Origin of the sequence: Levilactobacillus wangkuiensis, from assembly GCF_016861605.1 — a bacterium.
In the GTDB taxonomy this organism is placed as follows: Bacteria; Bacillota; Bacilli; order Lactobacillales; family Lactobacillaceae; genus Levilactobacillus; species Levilactobacillus wangkuiensis.
The window spans coordinates 116,356-138,396 of sequence record NZ_BOLM01000005.1 but is presented as its reverse complement, the minus strand read 5'-3'; the positions used below and the strand labels follow the sequence as shown (position 1 = coordinate 138,396).

Sequence of the window (22,041 nt, the reverse complement as noted above, 5' to 3'; positions counted from 1 at the left end):
CCCTCCTTATCAAGCCAGTCGGACGCCGATTCCCCAGACGGAGACGATATAGTGTGGCTGTTCAGCCAACTCATTTAGTTTGATCCGAAGATTACTAAGATGAACGTTGAGGGTGTTCTCGGCATTTTGATAAGGTTCACCCCAGACCGATTCGTACAGCTGAGCCTTTTCAAAGACCTGGTGGGGTTCCTTGAGGAGTAGCTTCAGTAGGTTGAATTCCTTTTTAGGTAAGACTAAGGGCTGGTTAGCAACCGTGATATGATGGGTGTTGCTATCCAAGCAAATTTCGTTAAACTTTAGGACGTCAGGTGCTGGCTGAATCGTCGAGGGCAACGCGCGTAGTTGAACTTGAATACGGGCCAACAGTTCATCAATGTCGAACGGTTTGGTCAGGTAATCGTTGGCCCCTGCTTGAAGTAAAGCAACTGTTTTGGTCTTCGACTGAATGGCGGTCAGAACCAGGATGGGCACACTGGAGGTTTTACGGATCGTCTTCAGGACGCTTTCGCCAGTAATGTTCGGCAACATCAAGTCTAGAATGATTAAGTCAGGTTGCTGATCATTAAAAATTTGTAAGGCACTGATGCCATCTAAGGCAGTTAAAATTTGGTAGGTGGGACTGAGGACATCGTGCAGGAGGTCCTGAATATCGGTATGGTCTTCCACGATTAGAATTTTTTGCATCGTTTTAAAAGTCTCCTTAAGGTACGTTTCAATTATAGTCGAATCGGTTCATCGTCACAATTTAGGTTAAATTAAGGTTTATTTATACCGGGGCTTTAGAAAGCTGCCGTACATTAATCAGTGTTGAGAACGCTGAGGGGGGAATTCATTATTAGTGAGAACGTTTTAGTCGTCAAACATGTCAGTAAGAAATTCGGGGAATTCCAGGCGCTGACTGACATTAGCATGACCGTCAAGGCGGGGGATATTTACGGTTTAATTGGCGAAAATGGGGCGGGAAAGACCACGTTGATGCGGCTGATCACTGGGTTATCTCATTTAACCGCGGGAAAAATTACCCTGTTGGGCGAATCAGTGGGTCACTATTGCCATGCGCTGCGGCGAACGGGGGCCATCATTGAGAATCCCGTTGCCTTTCCCAATCTGACCGTTAAGCAAAATTTGAAGCTGTGTGCGATTCAACACGGCCTTGCCGAACCGCAATTGATTCCGGAAGCCCTAGAGTTCGTGGACCTTACGGCTAAACAGGCGACCAAGGCCAACCAATTATCACTGGGGCAACGACAACGACTGGGACTTGCCCTAGCCATCCTACCTCGCCCGGATTTTTTGATTCTGGACGAGCCCATCAATGGTCTTGATCCAAACGGGATTATCGAATTCCGTCAATTAATCAAGCGGCTGAATGAAGAGCGTCACACAACTATCCTGATGGCGAGTCATATCTTGTCGGAATTGTATCAGGTCGCTAACCGATTTGGGATTATTCATCACGGCCGATTGATCAAGGAGCTGACCAAGACGGAGTTAGACGTGATCAATCAGTCTGGTCTGGAGATGACGGTAGACCGGGTAACACTCGCAGGACAGGTCTTAGACCAGGCGGCCATCGGCAAATTTGTGATTCTCGATGATCATCATCTCATCGTCCAGCAAACTACACTGTCGGCCGCAGCGATTAACCGGGAACTGGTCGAAAATGGGGTTGCCGTTTCGGCAGTCGTTCAGCGTGAAAGCTCGTTGGAACAGTACTATACCAAATTGATTGCTGAGGAGGACCAGGCGGATGTTGAATCAGATTAAGGCGGATGCTTATCGTCAAATTCATAGTCGGGGGAGTTATTTCACACTTGCGGCCGCTATCCTCTTAGGTGGCATGATTACGCTTAATGGTAGTTTCTACGGCATTATGGTCAGCTCGACCACCATGCGTCGCCTGGGGGCAGCCAATTGGTCGGCGCTGACCGGCCTGAGGAGTGCGACGTTGTCGGCAACGATTCTACTGTACCTAGCGATTGCCTTGTTTGTGCTGGTGATGGGTCAGGAATTTTCTAAAAAGGTTTATAAGAATACCTTAGTCTCGGGGATTTCACGACTAGCCTTTATGACTAGCAAGTTGATGACGCTGCTGATTGATGTGATTGTCCTGACAGCTAGTTACTACGGCGTTGTTATTCTGGTTGGCGAATTGACCGGTTGGTCGGCAGGGGCACCACTACTCACGTTGATACAGACATTGGGTATGATGTTATTGACGATTTTACTTTTTATTGATGCCATTCTCAGCATGGGCGTTATCATCTTGATGTTGACGGATTCAATCGTGACCGCCGCGCTATTTATTACACTGTGGCCGGTTCTGATGGCGACCTGTTCGGACATGTTGGGTTGGCGGTGGCTGACATACATTGATTTTACCGATGTCGTTCAGAAGATTGCCTTGGGAACGTTGAAGATCACCAGTCTGGTTCCGTACTTGGTCGTGTGTCTGGTCATTATTATCGTTGCAGGTGGGGCTTCAGCGATGATGTTGCAGCGTAAAGAATTATAGGGGAGATATCAGTAGATGAGTAAGTATAAGGTTTTGGTGAAGGGGTTAATCGCCGTCCTAATTATTGTGTTCTTAGGTGTTGAAACCGTCAAGATAGCCCGGATGCCACATCATTTAACGACTCAGCAAATTTTGCAACGATTCAGTTGGCATATAAACACGAAACAGGGTTCTGTCGGAATTGCTAAGTTTTCTAAGTCAATGATGGAAATCACCGACGCCCATTCTAGTCGTCACTATCACTATTCAGTTGACGATTATAATCAGGTGTTAAGCATCAGAAGTGGCCGTCTTAGGGGCCGGTATGCCATGAAAATGGATACGATTGATTATAAACTGGTTCCGGAAAAGAGGCATTGGGGGCAGCAGGACATTCGATTGATCAGAATCGATTGATGGGAGGCAAAGAAAATGCTATTTTTGCTAGAGTTACCTTTATTTTTGTTGCGAATGGGATTACTGATGTTCAGATTATTTTTCCACTTATTTTGGGTTGTTCTGATAGTCTTTCTGTTAGTTGGTGTCCTGGGTTGGAAGGTGATCTTGCCGATTGTTTTTTAACGGGTGTCGGTAAATAGATAAGCTCGAAACAATAGTTCAGTCAATGGCATAGGTCGTTGACTGAACTATTTGTGATTTCTGGGGATTAGATTGTTTTGTTTCTCAATGGTATCGCTTAGACTAAACAATTGATTGAGGAGGGAACCACTATGGACAAGAAAGCAGTCATCATCCGTAAGTATTTTGAGCTTTTGGATTTAGCATCGGCTGATGAGCATGCTCTGAGTGAAATAATTGGGCTCTTTTCAGCTAAAGCCGTTGTTAAGGGTGCCAACGGTTTTGTCGCCAATACGCCAGTAACAATCGCGAGTTTCTTTACGCATTTCTTTCAAGACAATCAAGAGCTACACCATCTTTGTCATGTTGTGATGGACCAAGGCGTTTACAAGGCTGAATGGGTCGTCGCGGGCCGTAAGCGTAGTGGCCAGCTGTTTGCCTATCACGGGTTTGATCGCTATGAGTTTGATCAAGATGATAAAATCAAATTTTTGCAGGTTGAAATTGGTTAGTACAGGGCTACATTGAAAAACAAAAATTGGCCTTAGAAATTTGACGATTTCTGAGACCAATTTTTTACGCGCATTGGCTCACCACTAGATTTCCATCGAATTAGTCGGTCCAGCTCTTATTTTGCGGTAAACTTAAGTCAGCAAGTAAACACCAAATACGTTGAAGAAATCGAGGGAGTCGTATGTTAACGGACAAACAGATTGTGTGGGCCATTCACCAAATGGAAGAGGAAATGGGACCAGTTGGGCCATCCCTGGATTCGCGGACACCCTTTCAATATTTAGTCTCAGTAATTCTGAGTGCGCAGGCGACCGATGTGTCGGTGAATAAGGTCACCCCCACGCTGTTTGCCAAGTATCCCGAACCCAAAGATTTAATGGCAGCCAACGTGACCGACGTTGAATTGATTATCAAGAGTGTTGGGCTTTTTCACAACAAGGCACGCAACATCATCAAGACGGCGCGCATCGTGCACGAGGAGCTCAACGACGTGGTGCCAACCGACCGAAAGGGAATCATGGCCTTGCCAGGGGCGGGGCGGAAGACGGCCAACGTGGTCTTGAGCGACGTCTTTGCTCAGCCAACCTTTGCGGTGGACACCCACGTTTCGGCTATCTCCAAGCGGCTGCATTTTGTGGACCAATCGGCATCCCCCTTACAGGTCGAAAATAAAATCGTGAGCGTGCTCCAACCGGAAGAGTTACATCGCGCCCACCACACCATGATCGAGTTTGGCCGGAAATACTCGATGAAGCTGACGCCGGACAAGGAAGTCTGTCAGTTGATTATTGACTGTGATAAATTGAATGAGGAAAATGAGGCTGCGGTCTAAAAAATTTTGGAGTTGATGGTCTAGGCTGTGGGCAATTTGTTGATTTAATTGTTATGAATAATATTTCTGTTGCCTGTATAAATTTTTAGAGACTTGCGGGGTCGAATACGCTATGATAGACAGTGAGCAAAAGATCCCTGAAGGAGGCCATCAACATGGCAGATGTCTTATTAGTCATAGATCTTCAAAATGGTGTTTGTGACGGCGACCAAACCGCTGTGAACTTGCCCCAAGTTATCGCGGGTGTTAACGCACGAATTGCGGCGTACCGGCAAGCGAAAAAGCCCATCGTTTTCGTCCAACACACGGACGCAGACCTGGTTCAAGGCACGCACGACTGGGAATTTATTCCCGAACTGGACTACCGAGACACGGATCCCGTTGTAAGTAAAACGCATGCCAATGCTTTTTACCACACCAATTTACGACGTGTCCTGACCGGATTTGCCGCAGAGTCCTTGGAAATTTGTGGGGCCCAAACGGAGTACTGTGTCGACACCACGGTTAAGGTGGCTCACGGTATCGGGTATGACCTGGAAATGACGCGGGGGTTAACAACGACCGTGGACAACCAATTCATGACGGCTGAACAGACCATTGCCTTCTTTGAGGGCATTTGGGATAAGCGCTTTGTCACGATGCGAGAAGCGTAATCACATAATTTAATGTCATTCTAAAGGCGCCTTGAGCTGGACAGTTGTCAGCCGAGGCGCCTTTTTATGTGGAAATTTTAGTGGGAGCGCTTAAAGAGCCACAGCAGGCCGCCGAGAATACAGCCAACCAGGAGAGCCCGAATTCCCCAGCCAATTAGCCAGAGTGTTAAGAGTTGTGGTAATAAATGGGTCCAATCAATCGTTAAGTTCATGAACATAGTTAGTAGCCTCCTGTTGATAGGTTAAGAGAATGCGACCGGCTGAGTGTTTCGTCATCAGGTGATGTTGGGCGGTCTTGACGGCGGTAAACGGCAACCGTTCTTGAATCACGGCGGTGAGCGCGCCCGTAGCCAGCTGGTTGAGCAACCACCGGTAGTTACCGGGGGTAATGGCCCCACTAGCAAAGGTAAATGATTGTTCCGGAAAAGCTGGTCGATAATCCGGTAACGCTAGTGACAAGATATTTGCCGGTCCCAGTTCAGCGCTTAAATGATCTAGTAGTGATGTATTGCCAGCTAAATCAATGAGTTGGTCGACATTAGTCGTTGTCAGTTGTTCTTCTAGTGGTCGGTCGTAGTCCAGTACGTGTTCGGCGCCTAAATCAGTTAATAAGGCGTGGCGGCTGGAATGTCCCACGGCAATGACGTGACAGCCCGCCAACCGGGCCAACTGGACCAGGTAGGTACCGACACTCCCGGTGGCGCCGGTGATGAGTACCGTTTCACCCGCGGTCAACCGGGACTTTTTCAAGGCGAAGTAAGCGGCATCGGCGCCACCAATCACCGTTGTGGCATCGGCCAAGGACACGCCTTGAGGGACCGGAACCAGGAGTGGCGGTAAGGCCGAGAGCAGTTGTTCCTGGTGGCTGCCGGCCAGTTGAATGCCAATCACGGGTTGGTTACGAAAGCGGGCGTTTCGCAACTGACCAACCTCGCGGACAATGCCGCCAAACCCATAACCGACCACGATGGGGAGTTTGACCGGGCGGCGTTGTTTCAGTTGACCGGTCTCGGTGAGTACGTCGTAGGGCATGACCGGGGTGAAATGAGTATCGACTCTGACGGCGAGTGGATTCAGCAATTTTGGCGTGGGCTTCGTCACAAGGGTCAACGCGTCAATGCCGTTGTAGGAGTCTTGCACGATAGCTTGCATTAGCTGAGCACCTCCCGAGAGGATTCGGCGAGGGCGATTAGGTGGTGGAGTTTCTGGGCAAAGGCCTGTTGAGCGATGGGTGCCAATAGGCGTAAAGGTAGGGGCAGGCCGCCGGTGCTGGTGACGCGGAGTTCTTCGGTGAGGATGGTGGTCGCTTCTGTGGCTAGGCTGAAGACGAGGTCATAGGCCAAGCGGCCGCCCTGACTGTGGTAGATAATTTGGTCGGCAGTTGCCGTGACGGATAGGTCTTCATGTTCATTGAGAGCGGGCGGTTGACGGGTAAGCTGAAATTCGGTTGCGACGGTTGGAACGACTTGGATGATCTCTTCGTCCCACAGGGGTAAATTTTCCGGGTGGACGAGAATCTCGCGTAAACGGTCGGGCCGAGCATGAGTGCTGATGACGTTTTGAAATAAGTTTTCTGACATTGAAAAAAGGCCTCCCTTGATTGGATGGTCTTACTTTAAGCGTTTTATCCGCCAGTTAAAAATCAGAATACTGATAGTCTAAAATTTTTCGGGCACCTTTTCGTGAAACAGGTCCGATAAAAATTGTTGTTTCTGCCGAGCGGCTTCGGCATCGTTGGCGTGACCAGCCTGCTCGGCCAGTTCTGCCAGCAGGCGGTAACTGTTGGCTAGCATGTAGTGCGAGTCATGGTCGGTGATGTAGGTGATTCCTGCTAGGAGGCGTTCTGTAGCGACCGTGGTATCCTGCAAAAAATAGGCAGTCAGGGCGGCCAGGTAGAAGAGGATATTGTTATTTTCTTCGTAGGGGCTTTGGTCGAGGTTGGCGAGCGCCTGCGTGATTAACTGCGCTGCACTCTCGGGTAGCTGTTGTTTGGCGTGCACGGTGGCGAGCGAGGCCAAAGCCAGTCGCGTCAGGGTAGTCGGCGTCCGTTTCTCGGTCATGGACGTGGCGAACTGGAGATTCTGCTCGGCGGCAGTGAGTGACGGGTCGACGTGGAGTTGCGCCACGCCCAGATAGTAGTAATAGGCCTGTGTCTGTTGGGCGGTGGTCACGGCGTCTTGGGTACTGGGAGCCGTTAAAAAGTCGGCCAGCTCCTGGTAGCGGTGCTGATTACAGAGCCGCTGCATGTGGGCGTTCAACTGATCATCCCCACTAATGGCAAAGTCGGTCGCCAGGCTGATTTCATCGAGCGAAATGTCTAGACGGTGACAGAGCGCCAGCAAGAGCTTAGCATTGGGCGTGTACCGATCATTTTCGATGGCTGACAACATGGACTGGGCACAGATGCCGGCCGCAACGGTCTTTTGTGAGCGGTGCTGGTGCTGGCGAACTTGCTTAAGCGTGGTTCCGAGTGACATGGCGATTCCCCCTTGGATGAGTGATTAGGTCTAATTTACCTGGTTTGGGCAGGGAATGCTAGTGACAAGCTGAAAAATTAAAGTTGTGTTGTGGGTAGAGCGAATGCATTGATTAATGTATCTACATGGTATATACTTTCTGAAACCAGTGATTGGAGGAGATTAACGTGGCAACTACTGAAGAGCAAATTCATTTGGCCAAATGGGGAAACTCAAAAGCAGCTAGAATTCCTAGTAAGATTATTAAGCAATTAAATTTAGCCGATGATCAGGAACTGACTGTCAGAGTTCAAGATGATTCAATTGTTCTAACACCAGTTAAGAAACGGCCATCCAATATTCATGAGTTGTTTGCAGATTGGAAGGATGACGGCAAGCGTGATCAGGAATTAGACTGGGGAAAAGCGGAAGGTCATGAATTACCATGGTAAGCCAAGGTGATATATTTTTCATAGATTTTAATCCCAGTCGTGGTCATGAACAGATGAATCGACGACCTGCGATAGCATTAAGCAACGACCTAGTTTTTCAGACGAGTCATATGACTATTGTTGCCCCCATCAGTAGTACCAAGCGTAATTTCCCGATGTATTATCAGTTAAGCAGTAGTCGACAGGTGTATGGAAAAGTATTATTGGATCAAACAATTGCGCTTGATTTACTTGCTCGAGGGGTTACAGAGAATCTTATTGTTGATCGGGTATCCAAAAGTGAATTAACTGATATGATTAATCGATACAAGCTTTTGTTTAGCATTGATGAGTGAGTCCAGCGAAAAAGAGCAAAAGCGACTACAGCCTCAGGACAGAAACGTAACTCTATTTGCTTTTTGAATAAAACACTGTATATTGTAGACAGAAGCAAAGGGCAAATTTTAGCTTCTGGTTGGTCAGGCAACCTAAAAACCAGATAATTTTTGCTAGCGGTTCTGCTACTAGCCCCGTCTGCTGAAGACAAAAAATCCAGATAACTTCTGTCAGTGGTTTTGCTACTGACCCCGTCCGTTGGGAACGAAAAACCTGTTCTTAATTGAGAATTAAAAATAAAGGAACATCGCCTTAACCTGTTATGGTAAGTGCGATGTTCCTTTATTTTTAGGCGTCACTCGGATGAAAACCAATCATGCTGCGATAATAAGAATATCCCAGCAAGATAACAACCAGCCCCGTGATAGTTAGGAGTAGGCTAGCCAACCCGTGTTGCGTGACAATTGCGGCAATCTGGTTGAAAATATTTTGCCCGAAAGCGGTGCGCTGCACACAGAGATAGCTACCGCCAACAATTGCCCCAATAGCAGCACCAACCACCGACATGAAGGTTTGCGTTGCCTCTGGCCCATGTTTGAGCTGGTACGGCACGATAATGACGAGCACTGCCAGGATCAGGATGCCGACGAGATAGGCTTGTTGAAAAATGGCCGCTAACGTCAGCTGCCACCGTTGCCAGCGGGCAATTACCCAGGTCGTCCCGGTCATAATCAAAACGGCACTGCCAACGCTGCCAAATAGTAGCAAATATTTCTGGTGAAGATACGTTTGCTTGGTGATGGGCAGTGTCAGTAGAAATTTCAGCCCGTGATTCTGTTGATTGGCGCTCAGCAACGATAGCGTTAGCATGCTGAGCATAACAGCAAAGATGCCCATACCAATTTCAATACCCCATTGACCGAACCATAACAGACAGAGGGTTGTTAGGCCCCAGGTGAGGCCAACCGCCAGTCGTTGCCGCTTAAACAGATAATAGTCTTGCAGCCAAAGTCCTTTCATGCGACTGGCACCTCCTCAGCTGGTTCAGTAAAGTTCAGGAGAAGCTCATCCACAGTCGGTACCTGAATGCCCGGAATCGTGGTGAAGGCCAGTCGATTGGGTGTCAAACAGGTCATTTGATTGTTACGAACCCAATACTGGCTAAGGAGCGTGTGGTCGAGTTGTGCAAATTTTTGTTTCGAGACGGTAAACAGGCCGTACTGGTCGCGTAAGTGTTGGGCGTCTGTCTGTAGTCGGAGTCGGCCAGCCGTAATGAGGATAATATTTTCGGCTAAAGCATCAATATCACTCGCAATGTGTGAGCTAATTAAAATGGTTGCCAGTGGATAATGGCGATGATAGTCCTGAATCATCTGAATGAGTGTCTGGCGCACGGTAACGTCGAGACCCGTGGTCGGTTCGTCTAGAATCACTAAGGTTGCGGCGTGTGAGAGGGATACCAACAGTTTTAATTTGGCCTGCATCCCCGTCGAAAAGTTTTTTAGGCGTTGTGAAAGTGGTAAGTCTAAGCGGTGACAGTTGGCCAAGAAGTCGGCCGTCATCGTCGTTGGGTAAAAGGCCGTTAGCAGGCGATTGATTTCGGTAATTGTGAGACTTTCGTTGAAGCCGCTGTCGGGAAAAGTGGTGCTGACAGCCTCACGATGGGCCGTTATCCAAGTAACTAAGGGCTGATTGGCGATACTTAGCTGCCCGTGATCCGGTTGATCTAGGTTTAGTAAGAGTTTGAACAGCGTTGATTTACCAGCACCGTTGGGGCCCAGAATACCGGTTATCTTACCCGCAGGAATGTTCAGGGTTAAATCTAAAGTGAAGTTGGGATAATGTTTTTGAATTTGGTTAAGGGTTATCATCATAACCACCTCGAAAGGTTAGATTTAAATTGACAACTAACCGTTAGTCTGACCATTCAACCCGTTAAAGAATAACTGAATTAAGTCTGTTAGCACTCGTTGATCAGTGATGGTCGTCTGGCCTAAATTAAAGAAGGCTTGAATGTAAATGCGCAGGGCCGCTGGCGAGTGCTGTTGCTTAATACCACCGCTGCTGACACCTAGATCAATCAGTTCCGACCAAAAGGCATCCAATTTGGCTAAGTAGTTGGGACCGGTCTCCGGATGACCGGTTTTTCCTTGAAAATCATCAGCTGCATACCGTAGATAGTCGGGATTGAGCTGTTGACTCAAGTCGAGCTGCTTCGTCATCATTTTCGTCAGTTTAGCCTGAAAATCCAATTGTGAGTCGTGGAGAATGGCTAGGTTCGTCGCAATGCCATTGTCGATGTCAGCCAGATAGACGGCGTGAGCCAACTCATTCTTGTTGGGAAAATACTTATAGAGGGTTCGCGTGGAAACCTTGGCCTGCTTGGCAATAGCGGTGATGCTGGTTGCTTGAACGCCGTCACGTTTAAAGTATTTAGCGGCAGTGGCCAGAATAACCTGTTGATGGTGCTGCGCATTTAATTCTCGTTTAGTTGTCATATTTATAGTCCCCATTATAATCTAAAAAGTAAAATATATCAATGCAAATATTTTACTTTTATGAATTGTCTGCAATTAGGTTAAGTTTACCAGGTTTTGTGGGTTGTCGCAGGATAGATAGTGGCGCTAGGCAAACTTGTCTGTTATTCTGGCGTTAAAGGGTCGAAATCTGTGACCATGGGTGGCTTGCAGGGTGGCAGGCGTTTTGTGAGCAAGTGGTCACTCCCCTAAAAGATTGCACCTTTAGAACATCTTAATATATTACGATTGAAATACCATTGACACATTCCTGTAACCTGCCTATACTAGCTTTAATCTTTGGAAGAGGAGTGGGAATATATGAAAAAATCTTTAGTATTGATGACTGTTTTAGGAATGGTTGCGCCATTGGCATTGGCCGTACCAGCTTCTGCTAAGAGTACAACAGCTGTTGCCACTGCGGCAACGGCTAAGCAAAGTAAGACCTATACCATCGCTTCATCTAACTTCTTCAAGCAGGCCAAGACGGTGCACACCAAGGATGCCAAACCGGTCGTTTACAAGGCCAGCATCGCCGCTGATCGGCCAACCATGACGTTGACGGCTAAGGGGAAGCTGAAGTCAGGCACCACTTACAAAGTTACGAAGCAAGCCACACTGAAATTAAACGCCAAGAAAAATCAGACCTACAGCTACGTTAAGGGGCAGGGCTGGGTCGTTGCCAGCAAGTTAACGGCCGGCAAGTTTAAGGCCGCTGACGGTGTGAAGATCAAGTCTGTGAGTTACACCATCGTGTCATCCAGCTTCTTCAAGCAAGCCAAGACGGTGCACACCAAGGATGCCAAGCCAGTTGTTTACAAGGCAGCCATCGCCGCTGACCGGCCAACCGCTAAGTTGACGGTCAAGGGGCAATTAAAGGCCGGCACGACTTATAAAGTAACGAAGCAATTAAAGTTAAAGAACTCAGCCAAGAAGATCCAAACGTTTAGCTACGTTAAGGGCCAAGGCTGGGTCTTGAAGAGTGCCTTAACCAGTGGACAATTCAAGAACGCTGACTAATTGGGGAATGGGTTTTACGCGTTAAGAATGGTCACTGAAGTAAGGGGAGTAAAGCATCGGTCATCCGAGAGGTGGCGGTGCTTTTTTATTTTGGAGAATTAAAAGGCTAGAGCACGCGTGATGCAACCACGGTGTCCTAGCCTTTTTCGGAATCAATTGGGAGAGAAAATCAAGGAATTTAGTCACGGTCCCAGTCAGCATCCGCTTTAGAAATACTGTCACGGAAGCCAGTCCAGTCATTCTCGTTAGAAAACAGCTGATTGCGTAACGGCGTCAGGACCAAACTATCCCCATTGTTAGTAATTTGATACCGGTCGCCAATACGAATGACCAAATTTACGAATGGTTGTTTCCATAGCATTATCACTCCTCAGGTGAATAGGTTTAACACAGCGTCTTCTAACCAAACTCTTTTACCCGCCCCAGTTTACCACTTACCCAGCAAAAATCGCCACTTACCCCAATCACCGAGACGCCACGCGCGCTTACGGTGTATTCTCCTGACATAGGAGATGAGGCAGATGCTATTAGAAGCGCACCACTTAACCAAGACTTTTGGGGAACACATTGCTGTTAACGCGGTCGACCTACAGATTGAAAAGGGCAGTTTCACCGCGTTGCTAGGACCAAATGGGGCGGGCAAGTCGACGACCATGAACATGTTGATTGGCCTGCTACAACCGACTGCCGGCCAGGTGACTTATGACCATACCCCTAAGCTGGGCGTGGTCTTTCAGGGCAGCGTGCTGGACGATATCTTAACGGTCCGGGAAAATTTACAGATTCGCGCTGGCCAGTACCGGCACGTCCCCGCAGACCGGGTCACCGTTTTGAGCCAACAACTGGGACTCACCGCGTTTATGGCCCAACGCTACGGCACCTTATCCGGTGGGCAACGACGGCGTGTCGATATTGCCCGGGCCCTGATCAACGAGCCAGACATTTTATTTCTGGATGAACCCACGACCGGGCTGGATATTCAGACGCGGCTGGCCATCTGGACGCTGATTCAACGGTTACAGCGAGAGAAGCAGCTGACCGTCATCCTGACCACACACTACCTGGATGAGGCCGACTCGGCAGACAACGTTATCGTGATTGATCATGGCCGAATCCTAGCTCAGGGTACGGCGGCTGATATCAAGACTCGCTACGCGGCGGACCGGTTAACGCTAACCTCCCCGGATGTGGCGCAACTGGCAGCTCGAGTGGCTCGGCAGCCAATCCGGCGCACTGCCAACCAATTAGTTTTTAGCCTACCAACAATGCAGGCGGCACTCGATATTTTAACGGCCAATCGGCCATTGATCAGCAATTTTGAATTCCGGCCGGGCACCATGGATGATGCCTTCCTGGCCTTAACGGGAAAGGAGATGCGGTAACATGCTAGCCATGATCAAACGTAACTTATTGCTGTACTTTCGGGATCACAGTGGCGTTTTCTTCTCACTCTTGGGGGCGCTCATCTCGTTTGTGCTATACCTGGTCTTTCTTAAGCAAAATATGTTGACGAGTTGGCACCAGATGCCGGACGCCAAGCCCTTGCTCGACACGTGGTTAATTGGGGGCACGCTGGCGATTACCAGCATTACCACGACCCTCACTAGTCTGGCATTGATGGTCACGGATAAAGAAAAACACATTGCGGACGACTTGACGTTGACCGACGCCGGTCCATTGCGCCTATTCACCAGCTACCTGATTAGTGCCGCGGTGATTGGCACGCTGACGCAGCTGGCGATGTTTGGCATTATGTGGGGTGGCTTTTACCTGACGGATGGCCTGACGCTGTCGGGTACGGCGGTTCTGAACACGCTGGGGCTCATGGTCACAAGCTCTTTGTTGGCAGTGGTGGTGAATGCGGCCATCGTCCAAGGCATTCACACGGTGGACAGTTTAGGCAAACTGGGGACGATCATCGGGACCGCGGCCGGGTTCCTGGTGGGCAAGTACATCCCCATTGGGGCCTTGCCTAGTTTCGCGCAGAGTATGGTCAAATTCATCCCCGGCAGTTACGTGGCGGCGCTCTATCGGCAATTTCTGATGGACGACAAGCTGAAATCAGCCTTTGCTGGCCATCTAGCAACCCGCCATACCTTTGAACGATTGATGGGTATCCGACTAAACTGGTCGACCTTGTTGACCCAACAGGAAACTTACCTCATAATGGGATTAATCTTTAGCGGTACCGTGGCGCTGGTGTTTGGGCTGAAATGGCTGCAGATTCAGCGCCGACGCCAGTACCTACGCGAACGGTAAGTTAAAATGGGGGGGATCAGCGTGCGGCATAAATTTGAACAGAACGAGACGATTGATCCGGCTGATCCCTTAGTAGTGGTGGAAGCAGCCGCCGAGAGTCCCGAGACAGCGGCGATTATGACCTATCTGGGGAACTACCAGGTGGCACATGCGGGGATTATTCCCGTGAAAACGCCTGATCGGTTGGTGATGGTCAAGGCGGCCACGATTATTCTCGCCGATGTCCAGCACGAGACGCTGATGCTGTATACTACCACCGATACGATTACCACACACGAAACGTTGCGGCACCTGATCCAGCGCTTAGCCAACCCCAATTTTGTCCAGGTCTCCAAGCATGGCGTCTTAAATTTAGACCACTTGCAGTCCTTGGAGGATAGCTTCTCAGGCAACATGACGGCGATTTTAACGAATCAGCTTAAGACCGCTGTGAGTCGTAAATACGTTAAAGACTTAATGAGCAAACTGGGCTTGTAGGAGGGGAAGCTATGACTAAAATACTCAAGTACGCCATCAGAGGTGTGGGTTATGGCGCTGTTGCCTACCTCCTGCTGATTGCCTTTAGCGTGGCCCCCACCAACGTCTTCCCGAAAAATGTGGTCAGCCTGCTTTTGGTGAGTGGAGCAATTGGTGTTCTCAGCATGATTTTTGACAGTGACCATGAAGAAGTGGCTTGGCCATTGGCGTTTGGCATTCATTTTGTCGGGACGGCCGCACTGATATTAGGGCTGATGTTCTATAATAACTGGTCCATTGGCATTTTCTTCTGGGTTGAGTTTGTCGTGATCTACGTTGTCATTTGGGCCGTTGTGATGTTGAACCAGCACCTTCGTGTCAGTCAGATCAATCAGGCGTTGAAGCAACGGGCCAAGCATAAATCGTGAAAGTCAGCCTAAATTGTGTCAAAAAGGAGTAAAGCCATGACAATTCCATCCGCAACAGCCGTCTATCCCAATCCAGCCATCAAAGAGGTCGTCTTTGTCAAAAATGTGATTCACCGTCCAAATATTAAGGTCGGTGATTACACTTACTACGATGACCCGGTGGCCCCGACTGACTTTGAGGCCCACGTGACGCATCATTACGAATTTTTAGGTGATAATCTGATTATTGGTAAGTTCTGTGCCATTGCCAGTGGCATTGAGTTTGTGATGAACGGCGCCAATCATCAGATGCAAGGCCTATCAACGTATCCCTTTAACATTTTGGGTGGTGACTGGCAAAAGTTTACGCCGGACCTGACCGATTTGCCCTTAAAAGGCGATACGGTCGTGGGTAACGACGTCTGGTTCGGCCAGAACGTCACGGTTTTGCCGGGCGTGACGATTGGTGACGGCGCAATCATTGGCGCCAATAGCGTGGTGACCAAGGACGTGGCACCCTACACCATCGTCGGTGGCAATCCAATTCGGCTGATTCGCCCCCGATTTAGTTCAGAGGTCATCCAGGCATTAGAAAAGTTGGCCTGGTGGGACCGTGATATTACCTGGATTACGGCCAATATTCCGACATTAATGAGAACGGAACCGACCGTTGAAAAGGTTGCCGCATTGGCCGGCTCATAGGAAAATAGCGTCATTCAAAAATTAAGTCTAGGATGAGTGAAATGCTAAATCAATCACAAAGAAGCAATGCGTCTGTCCAAATTTTCAAGGCCCTGGCCGATCCCATTCGCCTGGCCATCATTCAGCATCTGAATCAGTTGGACCACAAGGTGGCTTGTGGCGAGGTCGGTCGTGCCATGCACATCAGTAAGACTTCCGGGTCGTATCATTTTAAAATTCTCCAGGAAGCGGGATTGATCTCCGTAAACAAGGTCGGCCGTGAAAAATATGTCCAGCTAGACCGTTCGACGTTTGACCACTACTTGATCCATTTCTGGCAGAATCTTTAGCGCATTAGACCATTGCAGAGTCGTTCCCCCGGGAGCGGCTCTTTTTAATTTTGGTGCTTGTCAGCTGACAAGGGGCATGCTATGGTTACATAGTTCAAAAGCTTTTGAACTATTAAGCAATCTTAGGAGATGGGGCAATGACAGGGGAAACGTATCGATTGAAATGGATTCTGGGGTTAACCTCGTTAGGATTTTTCATGGCCATGATGGACGCGATGATTGTGACAACGGCATCGACGGCTATTCGCACGGACTTTCAGATTCCTGTGGGGACGCTACAGTGGGCGCTAAATGCCTACAATATTACCATTGCGGCGATTCTATTGCTCGGCGTCGCCTTGGGTGAGCGCTGGGGCCGGCGCCGCATCTATTTATGGGGAATCTTGGTTTTCACCATTGGTTCGGTATTCTGTGCGCTGGCGACCAATATTAGCTGGCTCATTCTGGCGCGGGTCGTTGAGGGACTGGGGGCCTCGGTCATGACGCCTATGTCGATGGCTATTCTGACCAATGCCATGCCCGCTAACCAACGGGGTCGTGCGCTAGGAATTTGGAGTGGAATCGGTGGCTTGGCCTTGATTGTCGGCCCGTCTTTGGGTGGATTCATCGTGGCCCAACTGACTTGGCAATGGATTTTCTGGATCAACGTGCCCGTTGGCCTCTTGGGTATCCTATTGTCGCGGCACTACTTACCAGAGAGTCAGGGGCAACGGGAACTGATTAGTCTCCTTGATAATGCGTTGATCATTATTGCCATGGCGGGAATCATTTGGGCACTGTCCGCAGCGACCACTGGCGGCAACCTAAATCTCATCTTGGGTATTGGGGGACTCAGTGTCGGGGCGGCGGGCTGGTTCCTTGTCCGGCAAACTCGGGAAGCGGTGCCCATGGTGCCACTGACCCTTTTCCGTGAGGTAACCTTTACGGGCGGCAATCTCGCAACGGCTTGCCTCTACGGATCAATGTACGGGGTCGTTTTCTTCCTGCCCCAGTATCTGCAGACCGGGCCACGGGCAACAGCGTTAACGGCTGGGCTGGAATTACTGCCGTGGACGGGAACGTTGGTCTTAGTGGCACCATTCGCGGGAAGAGCTGTCGACCGCTTTGGCGAGCGGGGAGTCGCAACGCTGGGCTTACTGTTCCAAGGGTTGGGGTACTTATTGTTGGCAGCGTTCGTCCATCAAACTTATGCTTGGTTAATCTTGCCACTAATGCTGGCTGGCGTTGGATTATCAATGGCAGGACCGGCATTACAGAAAGCGGTGCTGGGGGCGGTGCCTAACGTCATGATCGGCAAGGCGTCTGGCATCTATAACGTCTTTCGATTGTTGGGTGGGGCGTTGGGGACGGCAATTTCAGTGATGGTTTTCTATCAGTTTCACCAGTCGGGATTTGTTAGTGGCTTTCAGGCAGCGATGATTGGGGCGGCCGTGATTTCACTGCTGGGTATGATTGGGTCTACACAACTAAATGAGCGTGATTGAAATTTTTGAACAAAGGTTCACGGCAGCAAATAATTTTCTGCCATGGATTTTGTGTACAGATTCTTTACTCGATTGTTTGGTTGATTTTACAAAGTAGGCCTAGTAAGTAATTTTGTTGTTGTGCGTAATAGCTCTAGGTTGTACCATCAACTCAAATTTAGGTGACAATTATTAAAAAGTTGGTGATTTTAATTTTGACATTGGCAACACTGGGAATTGCTGGCCCGGTGATTACCAAAGCTGTGGTTAATTCACAGGTTCGCCAATCAGCTTACTGGTTACCTGAAGGGAGCTTTCCGGATGATGGCGATTTTGGTGATGGTCTGTATCAAGGTGGGTAGAATCTTAAAAATTTATTTACAGAGTTTGTTTCCAGTAGGCCTTTATCTAATTTTAGTTTCACGGACGGTTGGAACAACGATTATTCTTGATCACAGTATTTTTACCATTTATTTCGTTTTGTCATGGTTAATCGCCTATCCATTCATTGCCCGTCAAAGCCCAACGTGGCTTAAACATTTGGGGCGAAATCAAGCGAATATCGCTATGAGGTTTCACAATAGCGATTTGGCTAACTATGACCGGGGGTCTAACTGGCGCGTTGCGCATACCCGTGTTTCTTATTTGCCCATCAGGACTACCATGCCTAGTACTGGATGGGGGGCGTGGTTGATTCGTCAATTTTACTGCTTTGTTTTAATTGTATTTGCACCCATAGTGTTGATTAAGCGAAGACTTTAATAGATTTTGAAGTCCAGATGGTAATTTCCGGTCTGGGCTTTTTGGTTGATAAGGTGTTTGTAACTGGATATTCTCAAGGCAGTCATATGTGTATCATTTATTGGCCAGTTGGCGTTTACTAGCAGTAAACCAGACGATTGGAGGCCAAAATGTTGAAAAAAATGTTGAATCGGTTAATTGCCCACGTTATTGTCCCCACTAACAAGGGCATCGTGGTGCTTCGACGAACGCAGATTGAACGGGGAGAGACAAATGTTTTTCCCGGTTGGTGGGACCTGCCGGGTGGCTTAACCAGCGACGGCGAATTTCCACAGGCAGCGGCGGTAAGGGAATGTGCGGAAGAAATTGGCCTGCGGGTCACGATTCAGCGAATTATTCTGGAAACCTCGAACGTCGATGCGGCTAAGGCGACCTTGTTCACCAGGCTAATTTACTTGGCGGATGAGGTTGACCTTGGGAATGGGCAAAACATTCGGTTAGACCTCGCTGAACATGATCGCCTTCAGTACCTGACCTCACTGGACCAGCTGACGGAAAATCATCGGCTCATTCCCTATGTGGTCACCGCGGTCAGTCAGGTACTTAAAAAATAAGTTCAAGGGAAACAGTCCTTGGGCTTATTTTTTTATCGCCGGCAGGGGTTTGTAAGTTAACCGACTCAGAAGCGTAAACATGTCAGCACTTTGCGGGGATTTAGACTTTAATGGAGACGGAGAGGAGTGATTCACCGATGACTGACGAAGAAAAATTGCAACGCATTTACGCGGCGGCGAGTGAATTGTTCATTCAACCGGGCTATCATGAGACACAGATGCAAATGATTGCGCAACGGTCGCAGATGGCCGTGGGTACCCTGTATCGCCTGTTTAGCGGCAAGGAGGCCCTGCTGGACTACGTCTTCCTGACAACGCTACCGACGACCGTGGACCGCCCGCAAACGTTTCCCTTACAGCCCGTTGATCCGAGAGAACTGGTTCGGCGTACGGAGGCCGCGTATGCCGGCTGGAATCATCAATTGGCCGGGCAGCAGGCCACCGACTTTGATCAGCTACTAACGGCGCTATTCAAGGCGTTCAAGCGATACGCGCGTTACTTCTTAATTCTTGAGCACAATCCCACGGTCAATCCGGCCCTGACGGCGCTATACCGGCAGCAACGGCAAGAAATTTATCAACGGGTGGGCGACTTTTTTCAACGACAACGACTCAACCTGGCTGACCCGCAACGTAACGGGGTAATCGTGGTGGACCTGGTGTTCTGGTGGTGCGCCCACAAGCGCTACGACAGCTTTGAAACGGAGATGGCGCGTAGTGATGACGAGCAAATGCTGGCCGTCGTCCGCGACATGTTGCGGCGGAGCTATCAGTGAGCCCCTTAATTAGCTAACCGGTCAAAGGCACCGTGAATCGCCGCCAAAAATGGCAATTTTCCCGGGAGTGTTTAGACTGGGTAGCAATCGAATGAATGATTCGTTCATTCGTAAAAGGGGGAAAGTCACATGAAATCTCGAGAATGGGTCTACCTCAAGCATCATCCAGCACTTTGGCGAATCCTATTAGGTATCTTAGTGATTCCGCTATTTTATGCCGGATTATTCCTGGCGTCCGTTTGGAATCCATACGGGGAATTGCATCATTTACCCATGGCCGTCGTCAATCAGGACCGGGCCACACGGACATTGGACTGGGGACGAACGGTGTCCCGGAAGTTGGTTAAGAGCAAGTCACTGCAGTTTCACCGAATGACGGCGGCGAAGGCTCAGCGGGAATTGAAGGACGGTCGGCTATTTCTAGTCTTAAGGATCCCGGCCAACGCGTCGCAAACACTGAGTCATTTGGCAACGGCACCTACGCAGTTGAAGGTGACCTATGACACCAATGCCGGTCAGAGCACGGTAGCGGCAAAGATGGGCGCGACCGCGATGCAGAAGCTACAGACAACGCTGAATCAGGCAACGGTTCAAGCCGAGTTACAAGCCAGTCAAGCGGCGGCTCAGCATGTCGGCAAACGGTTAACGTTGACGGCGAAACAATTGGGTCAGCTACAGCAGGCTAGCACGGCCGGCTTACCAGCGACACAGCTCGCCGCGGCCACGCAGAAAATTGTGAACGGGTTAACGCAAGCGGGTGTTCAGCTCAGCGCAGTCCAGCGAGCGGATCAATTGAAGCAATTGGCCATGCCCGTGAAGTTGATGCAGCATGACGTGGTGGCCGTCGCCAACAATGGTACCGGCATGGCGCCGTACTTCATGGCCATTTCCTTGTTTGTGGGGTGCATCACGCTGAATATCATTTACGACGCCCGCAAGCGTCACGGCAACTACCGAAACTTTGCGTTAGCCTGGCTGGATAAAATGGGATTTCTCTGGGGTTTCGTGGTATTGGCGGCATCGGCCATGTGGCTAGGCGTGTGGTACATCATTGGGCTGCGACCGCTGGAGCCGGGAAAAACGTATCTGCTGTGCCTGTTGATTGTCTTGGCATTCTTCAGCCTGGTGACCTGTTTCCGGTTATGGTTTGGTCTGACCGGGGCGTGGTTAATGTTACTATTCATGCTTTTTCAAATTGGTGCGTCGGGTGGAACGTATCCGATTGAATTGACCAATCCGTTCTACCGCGCCGTTCATCCATACTTGCCGATGACCGTTGCAATGGCTGGATTGCGGCATACGATTTCGCTAGGCGGTTCGATTGCGGGAATCAGCTGGATTCTGGCCGGAATTGCGGTCGTCTTTAGTTTAGGGACGTTGGCATACTTTTACTGGCACCGAACGGATCCGGCGGTGATGTAAAGGCTTTGATTAAAAAAGATCAGAATCTCGAAGATTCTGGTCTTTTTATTATCATGTAAATATTCCGCCTAGCCCTTCAAGCCGCGCGACTGACGGTCCATGTCTTCTACAACAACGTCAAACATTTCACCTAAAGAAGCACAGTATTCAAGCACTTCCCAGGGCTTGTTCGTGTGAAAATGAATCTTGATCAACGTTTCATCCCCAACAGCAATGAGAGAATCCCCGTCGAAATTTTGTTGAAAATAGGCGTTGATTTTGTCTTCATCTAAATCTTGGCCCTCGATTAAACATTGCGTATCGTACTTATATTCAGTCATATTTTGCATCTCCTGTGGTTGTTACGTCTTTTACAGTACACCGTACTGTAAATGGCGTCAAGTATCTTCGGATATGCTATACTTGGGACAAATGGGGTGAACGATGGATGAGTAAAACTAAGGAACGAATCGTCGAAACAGCAATCGCGCTTTTTAATAAGAGTGGCTATGCGGCAATTTCTTTGCGTGATATTGCCGACGCAGCCGGAACGACGATTGGCAACCTAACCTACCATTTTCATCATAAAGAAGACTTGCTGGTTGCCATCCAAAAAAAAATCGAGTTAGACTTTGTTAATTTTGCGGATGATTCTTCTGAGACTGGTGAGGCGGCTCTGAATGAACTAATTATGATTTTTAATAAATCTGCAGAGTTAAAGGCACACAATAGCTTCTTTTTTACGGATTTCGATGCCATCATTAGCGATAACCCAACGCTTAGAAAATCAGTTCAGGCTTTTCGCAAACGATTATATCAGGCCTATCAACAATGTTTTGCTAAGCTGGTCAAGCTTGGGGTTTTTCGTAAAGATATTTCATCCCAACAGTATGATTGCCTGGTATTAGCGTTGCTGACAATGGATTATGCGTGGGAACTAAGGTATTCGCCTAAGCGTGAGTTTAACCCAACAAGTGATACGGCGGCTCTAAGCATCAGTGCTATCTATCCCTATCTAACCGAACGGGGAAGAACTATTTTTAATAATAGTGAAGGATGATTA

General features: G+C 48.9%; 32 protein-coding genes. 22 read left to right on the top strand and 10 right to left on the bottom strand.

Going from position 1 to position 22,041, the window contains the following annotated elements:
• Window positions 1-9: 9 nt before the first annotated feature.
• Window positions 10-684: a response regulator transcription factor gene (locus JUF13_RS05370; RefSeq protein WP_203638258.1), complete on the bottom strand. Its 675-nt coding sequence runs from the start codon at window positions 682-684 to the stop codon at window positions 10-12.
• Window positions 685-834: 150 nt separating this feature from the next.
• On the opposite strand from JUF13_RS05370, the gene JUF13_RS05365 reads away from it, so the two are divergent.
• The 7 genes from JUF13_RS05365 to JUF13_RS05335 all read left to right on the top strand — a co-directional run bounded on the left by JUF13_RS05365 (window position 835) and on the right by JUF13_RS05335 (window position 5,071).
• Window positions 835-1,767 carry an ABC transporter ATP-binding protein gene (locus JUF13_RS05365; protein WP_203638341.1) on the top strand — a complete coding sequence of 311 codons (933 nt, stop codon included), beginning with the start codon at window positions 835-837 and terminating at the stop codon, window positions 1,765-1,767.
• Window positions 1,751-2,515, top strand: a complete 765-nt coding sequence (locus JUF13_RS05360) for an ABC-2 transporter permease family protein (protein WP_203638256.1) — start codon at window positions 1,751-1,753, stop codon at window positions 2,513-2,515. The genes JUF13_RS05365 and JUF13_RS05360 overlap by 17 nt, the downstream gene beginning before the upstream one ends.
• A 15-nt stretch (window positions 2,516-2,530) precedes the next feature.
• The gene (locus tag JUF13_RS05355) at window positions 2,531-2,911 is read left to right on the top strand and encodes a hypothetical protein (protein WP_203638254.1); all 381 of its coding nucleotides are present in this window, start codon (window positions 2,531-2,533) and stop codon (window positions 2,909-2,911) included.
• A complete protein-coding gene (locus JUF13_RS05350) occupies window positions 2,911-3,093 on the top strand; it encodes a hypothetical protein (protein ID WP_203638253.1) in 183 nt (60 codons plus the stop codon). Before JUF13_RS05355 ends, JUF13_RS05350 begins: the two co-directional genes overlap by 1 nt.
• Before the next feature lie 132 nt (window positions 3,094-3,225).
• Window positions 3,226-3,585 (top strand): hypothetical protein, encoded by a 360-nt coding sequence (locus JUF13_RS05345; RefSeq protein ID WP_203638252.1) that lies wholly within the window; start codon window positions 3,226-3,228, stop codon window positions 3,583-3,585.
• A 182-nt stretch (window positions 3,586-3,767) separates the two neighbouring features.
• Window positions 3,768-4,418 carry an endonuclease III domain-containing protein gene (locus JUF13_RS05340; protein ID WP_203638251.1) on the top strand — a complete coding sequence of 217 codons (651 nt, stop codon included), beginning with the start codon at window positions 3,768-3,770 and terminating at the stop codon, window positions 4,416-4,418.
• A 155-nt stretch (window positions 4,419-4,573) separates the two neighbouring features.
• Entirely contained in the window at window positions 4,574-5,071 is a 498-nt protein-coding gene (locus JUF13_RS05335) for a cysteine hydrolase family protein (protein WP_203638250.1), read from the top strand.
• Between the two features lie 77 nt (window positions 5,072-5,148).
• Here JUF13_RS05335 and JUF13_RS05330 read toward each other — a convergent pair whose 3' ends face one another.
• The 4 genes from JUF13_RS05330 to JUF13_RS05315 form a co-directional block, all read right to left on the bottom strand.
• Window positions 5,149-5,289, bottom strand: coding sequence for a hypothetical protein (locus JUF13_RS05330; protein ID WP_203638249.1), 141 nt, complete (start codon window positions 5,287-5,289; stop codon window positions 5,149-5,151).
• Window positions 5,267-6,223: a quinone oxidoreductase family protein gene (locus JUF13_RS05325; RefSeq protein ID WP_203638248.1), complete on the bottom strand. Its 957-nt coding sequence runs from the start codon at window positions 6,221-6,223 to the stop codon at window positions 5,267-5,269. Before JUF13_RS05325 ends, JUF13_RS05330 begins: the two co-directional genes overlap by 23 nt.
• Window positions 6,223-6,651, bottom strand: coding sequence for an SRPBCC family protein (locus JUF13_RS05320; protein ID WP_203638246.1), 429 nt, complete (start codon window positions 6,649-6,651; stop codon window positions 6,223-6,225). Before JUF13_RS05320 ends, JUF13_RS05325 begins: the two co-directional genes overlap by 1 nt.
• A gap of 78 nt (window positions 6,652-6,729) precedes the next feature.
• Window positions 6,730-7,548, bottom strand: a complete 819-nt coding sequence (locus JUF13_RS05315; RefSeq protein ID WP_203638244.1) for a helix-turn-helix transcriptional regulator — start codon at window positions 7,546-7,548, stop codon at window positions 6,730-6,732.
• Between the two features lie 167 nt (window positions 7,549-7,715).
• Between JUF13_RS05315 and JUF13_RS05310 the strand changes: the two genes are divergently transcribed.
• Both JUF13_RS05310 and JUF13_RS05305 read left to right on the top strand, forming a co-directional pair.
• On the top strand, window positions 7,716-7,979 hold the full coding sequence (locus tag JUF13_RS05310) for an AbrB/MazE/SpoVT family DNA-binding domain-containing protein (RefSeq protein WP_203638242.1): 264 nt from the start codon (window positions 7,716-7,718) through the stop codon (window positions 7,977-7,979).
• The gene (locus JUF13_RS05305) at window positions 7,973-8,314 is read left to right on the top strand and encodes a type II toxin-antitoxin system PemK/MazF family toxin (RefSeq protein ID WP_203638240.1); all 342 of its coding nucleotides are present in this window, start codon (window positions 7,973-7,975) and stop codon (window positions 8,312-8,314) included. Before JUF13_RS05310 ends, JUF13_RS05305 begins: the two co-directional genes overlap by 7 nt.
• Window positions 8,315-8,642: 328 nt before the next feature.
• On the opposite strand, the gene JUF13_RS05300 is transcribed toward JUF13_RS05305, so the two are convergent.
• Genes JUF13_RS05300 through JUF13_RS05290 form a run of 3 tightly spaced genes read right to left on the bottom strand, consistent with a single transcriptional unit; the run spans window position 8,643 to window position 10,792 of the window.
• On the bottom strand, window positions 8,643-9,314 hold the full coding sequence (locus JUF13_RS05300; RefSeq protein WP_203638238.1) for an ABC-2 transporter permease: 672 nt from the start codon (window positions 9,312-9,314) through the stop codon (window positions 8,643-8,645).
• Window positions 9,311-10,168 (bottom strand): ATP-binding cassette domain-containing protein, encoded by an 858-nt coding sequence (locus JUF13_RS05295; RefSeq protein WP_203638235.1) that lies wholly within the window; start codon window positions 10,166-10,168, stop codon window positions 9,311-9,313. The genes JUF13_RS05300 and JUF13_RS05295 overlap by 4 nt, the downstream gene beginning before the upstream one ends.
• A 33-nt stretch (window positions 10,169-10,201) precedes the next feature.
• Window positions 10,202-10,792: a TetR/AcrR family transcriptional regulator gene (locus tag JUF13_RS05290; protein WP_203638233.1), complete on the bottom strand. Its 591-nt coding sequence runs from the start codon at window positions 10,790-10,792 to the stop codon at window positions 10,202-10,204.
• 339 nt (window positions 10,793-11,131) lie between these two features.
• Between JUF13_RS05290 and JUF13_RS05285 the strand changes: the two genes are divergently transcribed.
• A complete protein-coding gene (locus JUF13_RS05285) occupies window positions 11,132-11,830 on the top strand; it encodes a hypothetical protein (protein ID WP_203638231.1) in 699 nt (232 codons plus the stop codon).
• A 178-nt stretch (window positions 11,831-12,008) separates the two neighbouring features.
• On the opposite strand, the gene JUF13_RS05280 is transcribed toward JUF13_RS05285, so the two are convergent.
• Window positions 12,009-12,191, bottom strand: a complete 183-nt coding sequence (locus JUF13_RS05280) for an antitoxin MazE (protein WP_225893671.1) — start codon at window positions 12,189-12,191, stop codon at window positions 12,009-12,011.
• A 160-nt stretch (window positions 12,192-12,351) separates the two neighbouring features.
• Between JUF13_RS05280 and JUF13_RS05275 the strand changes: the two genes are divergently transcribed.
• From JUF13_RS05275 to JUF13_RS05225, 11 genes are all read left to right on the top strand, one after another.
• The gene (locus tag JUF13_RS05275; protein WP_203638229.1) at window positions 12,352-13,212 is read left to right on the top strand and encodes an ABC transporter ATP-binding protein; all 861 of its coding nucleotides are present in this window, start codon (window positions 12,352-12,354) and stop codon (window positions 13,210-13,212) included.
• Between the two features lies 1 nt (window position 13,213).
• Window positions 13,214-14,089, top strand: coding sequence for an ABC transporter permease (locus tag JUF13_RS05270; protein ID WP_203638227.1), 876 nt, complete (start codon window positions 13,214-13,216; stop codon window positions 14,087-14,089).
• A 6-nt stretch (window positions 14,090-14,095) separates the two neighbouring features.
• Window positions 14,096-14,566 (top strand): LytTR family DNA-binding domain-containing protein, encoded by a 471-nt coding sequence (locus JUF13_RS05265; RefSeq protein WP_373300832.1) that lies wholly within the window; start codon window positions 14,096-14,098, stop codon window positions 14,564-14,566.
• An 11-nt stretch (window positions 14,567-14,577) separates the two neighbouring features.
• Entirely contained in the window at window positions 14,578-14,973 is a 396-nt protein-coding gene (locus tag JUF13_RS05260) for a DUF3021 domain-containing protein (protein ID WP_203638224.1), read from the top strand.
• 36 nt (window positions 14,974-15,009) lie between these two features.
• Entirely contained in the window at window positions 15,010-15,654 is a 645-nt protein-coding gene (locus JUF13_RS05255; protein ID WP_203638222.1) for a Vat family streptogramin A O-acetyltransferase, read from the top strand.
• A gap of 41 nt (window positions 15,655-15,695) precedes the next feature.
• Entirely contained in the window at window positions 15,696-15,983 is a 288-nt protein-coding gene (locus JUF13_RS05250; protein WP_203638220.1) for an ArsR/SmtB family transcription factor, read from the top strand.
• 137 nt (window positions 15,984-16,120) lie between these two features.
• Entirely contained in the window at window positions 16,121-17,467 is a 1,347-nt protein-coding gene (locus tag JUF13_RS05245; RefSeq protein WP_203638218.1) for an MFS transporter, read from the top strand.
• A gap of 300 nt (window positions 17,468-17,767) precedes the next feature.
• The gene (locus tag JUF13_RS05240) at window positions 17,768-18,208 is read left to right on the top strand and encodes a hypothetical protein (protein WP_203638216.1); all 441 of its coding nucleotides are present in this window, start codon (window positions 17,768-17,770) and stop codon (window positions 18,206-18,208) included.
• Between the two features lie 149 nt (window positions 18,209-18,357).
• Window positions 18,358-18,801 carry an NUDIX hydrolase gene (locus JUF13_RS05235; RefSeq protein WP_203638214.1) on the top strand — a complete coding sequence of 148 codons (444 nt, stop codon included), beginning with the start codon at window positions 18,358-18,360 and terminating at the stop codon, window positions 18,799-18,801.
• A gap of 137 nt (window positions 18,802-18,938) precedes the next feature.
• Window positions 18,939-19,577 carry a TetR/AcrR family transcriptional regulator gene (locus tag JUF13_RS05230; RefSeq protein WP_203638212.1) on the top strand — a complete coding sequence of 213 codons (639 nt, stop codon included), beginning with the start codon at window positions 18,939-18,941 and terminating at the stop codon, window positions 19,575-19,577.
• 129 nt (window positions 19,578-19,706) lie between these two features.
• Window positions 19,707-20,999, top strand: a complete 1,293-nt coding sequence (locus tag JUF13_RS05225) for a YhgE/Pip domain-containing protein (protein WP_203638211.1) — start codon at window positions 19,707-19,709, stop codon at window positions 20,997-20,999.
• Window positions 21,000-21,067: 68 nt separating this feature from the next.
• Here JUF13_RS05225 and JUF13_RS05220 read toward each other — a convergent pair whose 3' ends face one another.
• On the bottom strand, window positions 21,068-21,319 hold the full coding sequence (locus tag JUF13_RS05220; RefSeq protein ID WP_125762601.1) for a fatty acid kinase subunit FakA-related protein: 252 nt from the start codon (window positions 21,317-21,319) through the stop codon (window positions 21,068-21,070).
• 107 nt (window positions 21,320-21,426) lie between these two features.
• On the opposite strand from JUF13_RS05220, the gene JUF13_RS05215 reads away from it, so the two are divergent.
• Window positions 21,427-22,038: a TetR/AcrR family transcriptional regulator gene (locus JUF13_RS05215; RefSeq protein WP_203638209.1), complete on the top strand. Its 612-nt coding sequence runs from the start codon at window positions 21,427-21,429 to the stop codon at window positions 22,036-22,038.
• The last annotated feature ends 3 nt before the right edge of the window (window positions 22,039-22,041 follow it).

Excerpts from the sequence above, each read along its gene's own strand:
- JUF13_RS05370 (WP_203638258.1), bottom strand. The coding sequence starts at position 684 with ATGCAAAAAATTCTAATCGTGGAAGACCATACCGATATTCAGGACCTC.
- JUF13_RS05360 (WP_203638256.1), top strand. The coding sequence starts at position 1,751 with ATGTTGAATCAGATTAAGGCGGATGCTTATCGTCAAATTCATAGTCGG.
- JUF13_RS05355 (WP_203638254.1), top strand. The coding sequence starts at position 2,531 with ATGAGTAAGTATAAGGTTTTGGTGAAGGGGTTAATCGCCGTCCTAATT.
- JUF13_RS05350 (WP_203638253.1), top strand. The coding sequence starts at position 2,911 with ATGGGAGGCAAAGAAAATGCTATTTTTGCTAGAGTTACCTTTATTTTT.
- JUF13_RS05345 (WP_203638252.1), top strand. The coding sequence starts at position 3,226 with ATGGACAAGAAAGCAGTCATCATCCGTAAGTATTTTGAGCTTTTGGAT.
- JUF13_RS05340 (WP_203638251.1), top strand. The coding sequence starts at position 3,768 with ATGTTAACGGACAAACAGATTGTGTGGGCCATTCACCAAATGGAAGAG.
- JUF13_RS05335 (WP_203638250.1), top strand. The coding sequence starts at position 4,574 with ATGGCAGATGTCTTATTAGTCATAGATCTTCAAAATGGTGTTTGTGAC.
- JUF13_RS05330 (WP_203638249.1), bottom strand. The coding sequence starts at position 5,289 with ATGTTCATGAACTTAACGATTGATTGGACCCATTTATTACCACAACTC.
- JUF13_RS05325 (WP_203638248.1), bottom strand. The coding sequence starts at position 6,223 with ATGCAAGCTATCGTGCAAGACTCCTACAACGGCATTGACGCGTTGACC.
- JUF13_RS05320 (WP_203638246.1), bottom strand. The coding sequence starts at position 6,651 with ATGTCAGAAAACTTATTTCAAAACGTCATCAGCACTCATGCTCGGCCC.
- JUF13_RS05315 (WP_203638244.1), bottom strand. The coding sequence starts at position 7,548 with ATGTCACTCGGAACCACGCTTAAGCAAGTTCGCCAGCACCAGCACCGC.
- JUF13_RS05305 (WP_203638240.1), top strand. The coding sequence starts at position 7,973 with ATGGTAAGCCAAGGTGATATATTTTTCATAGATTTTAATCCCAGTCGT.
- JUF13_RS05300 (WP_203638238.1), bottom strand. The coding sequence starts at position 9,314 with ATGAAAGGACTTTGGCTGCAAGACTATTATCTGTTTAAGCGGCAACGA.
- JUF13_RS05295 (WP_203638235.1), bottom strand. The coding sequence starts at position 10,168 with ATGATGATAACCCTTAACCAAATTCAAAAACATTATCCCAACTTCACT.
- JUF13_RS05290 (WP_203638233.1), bottom strand. The coding sequence starts at position 10,792 with ATGACAACTAAACGAGAATTAAATGCGCAGCACCATCAACAGGTTATT.
- JUF13_RS05285 (WP_203638231.1), top strand. The coding sequence starts at position 11,132 with ATGAAAAAATCTTTAGTATTGATGACTGTTTTAGGAATGGTTGCGCCA.
- JUF13_RS05280 (WP_225893671.1), bottom strand. The coding sequence starts at position 12,191 with ATGCTATGGAAACAACCATTCGTAAATTTGGTCATTCGTATTGGCGAC.
- JUF13_RS05275 (WP_203638229.1), top strand. The coding sequence starts at position 12,352 with ATGCTATTAGAAGCGCACCACTTAACCAAGACTTTTGGGGAACACATT.
- JUF13_RS05270 (WP_203638227.1), top strand. The coding sequence starts at position 13,214 with ATGCTAGCCATGATCAAACGTAACTTATTGCTGTACTTTCGGGATCAC.
- JUF13_RS05265 (WP_373300832.1), top strand. The coding sequence starts at position 14,096 with ATGGGGGGGATCAGCGTGCGGCATAAATTTGAACAGAACGAGACGATT.
- JUF13_RS05260 (WP_203638224.1), top strand. The coding sequence starts at position 14,578 with ATGACTAAAATACTCAAGTACGCCATCAGAGGTGTGGGTTATGGCGCT.
- JUF13_RS05255 (WP_203638222.1), top strand. The coding sequence starts at position 15,010 with ATGACAATTCCATCCGCAACAGCCGTCTATCCCAATCCAGCCATCAAA.
- JUF13_RS05250 (WP_203638220.1), top strand. The coding sequence starts at position 15,696 with ATGCTAAATCAATCACAAAGAAGCAATGCGTCTGTCCAAATTTTCAAG.
- JUF13_RS05245 (WP_203638218.1), top strand. The coding sequence starts at position 16,121 with ATGACAGGGGAAACGTATCGATTGAAATGGATTCTGGGGTTAACCTCG.
- JUF13_RS05240 (WP_203638216.1), top strand. The coding sequence starts at position 17,768 with ATGATGGCGATTTTGGTGATGGTCTGTATCAAGGTGGGTAGAATCTTA.
- JUF13_RS05235 (WP_203638214.1), top strand. The coding sequence starts at position 18,358 with ATGTTGAAAAAAATGTTGAATCGGTTAATTGCCCACGTTATTGTCCCC.
- JUF13_RS05230 (WP_203638212.1), top strand. The coding sequence starts at position 18,939 with ATGACTGACGAAGAAAAATTGCAACGCATTTACGCGGCGGCGAGTGAA.
- JUF13_RS05225 (WP_203638211.1), top strand. The coding sequence starts at position 19,707 with ATGAAATCTCGAGAATGGGTCTACCTCAAGCATCATCCAGCACTTTGG.
- JUF13_RS05220 (WP_125762601.1), bottom strand. The coding sequence starts at position 21,319 with ATGACTGAATATAAGTACGATACGCAATGTTTAATCGAGGGCCAAGAT.
- JUF13_RS05215 (WP_203638209.1), top strand. The coding sequence starts at position 21,427 with ATGAGTAAAACTAAGGAACGAATCGTCGAAACAGCAATCGCGCTTTTT.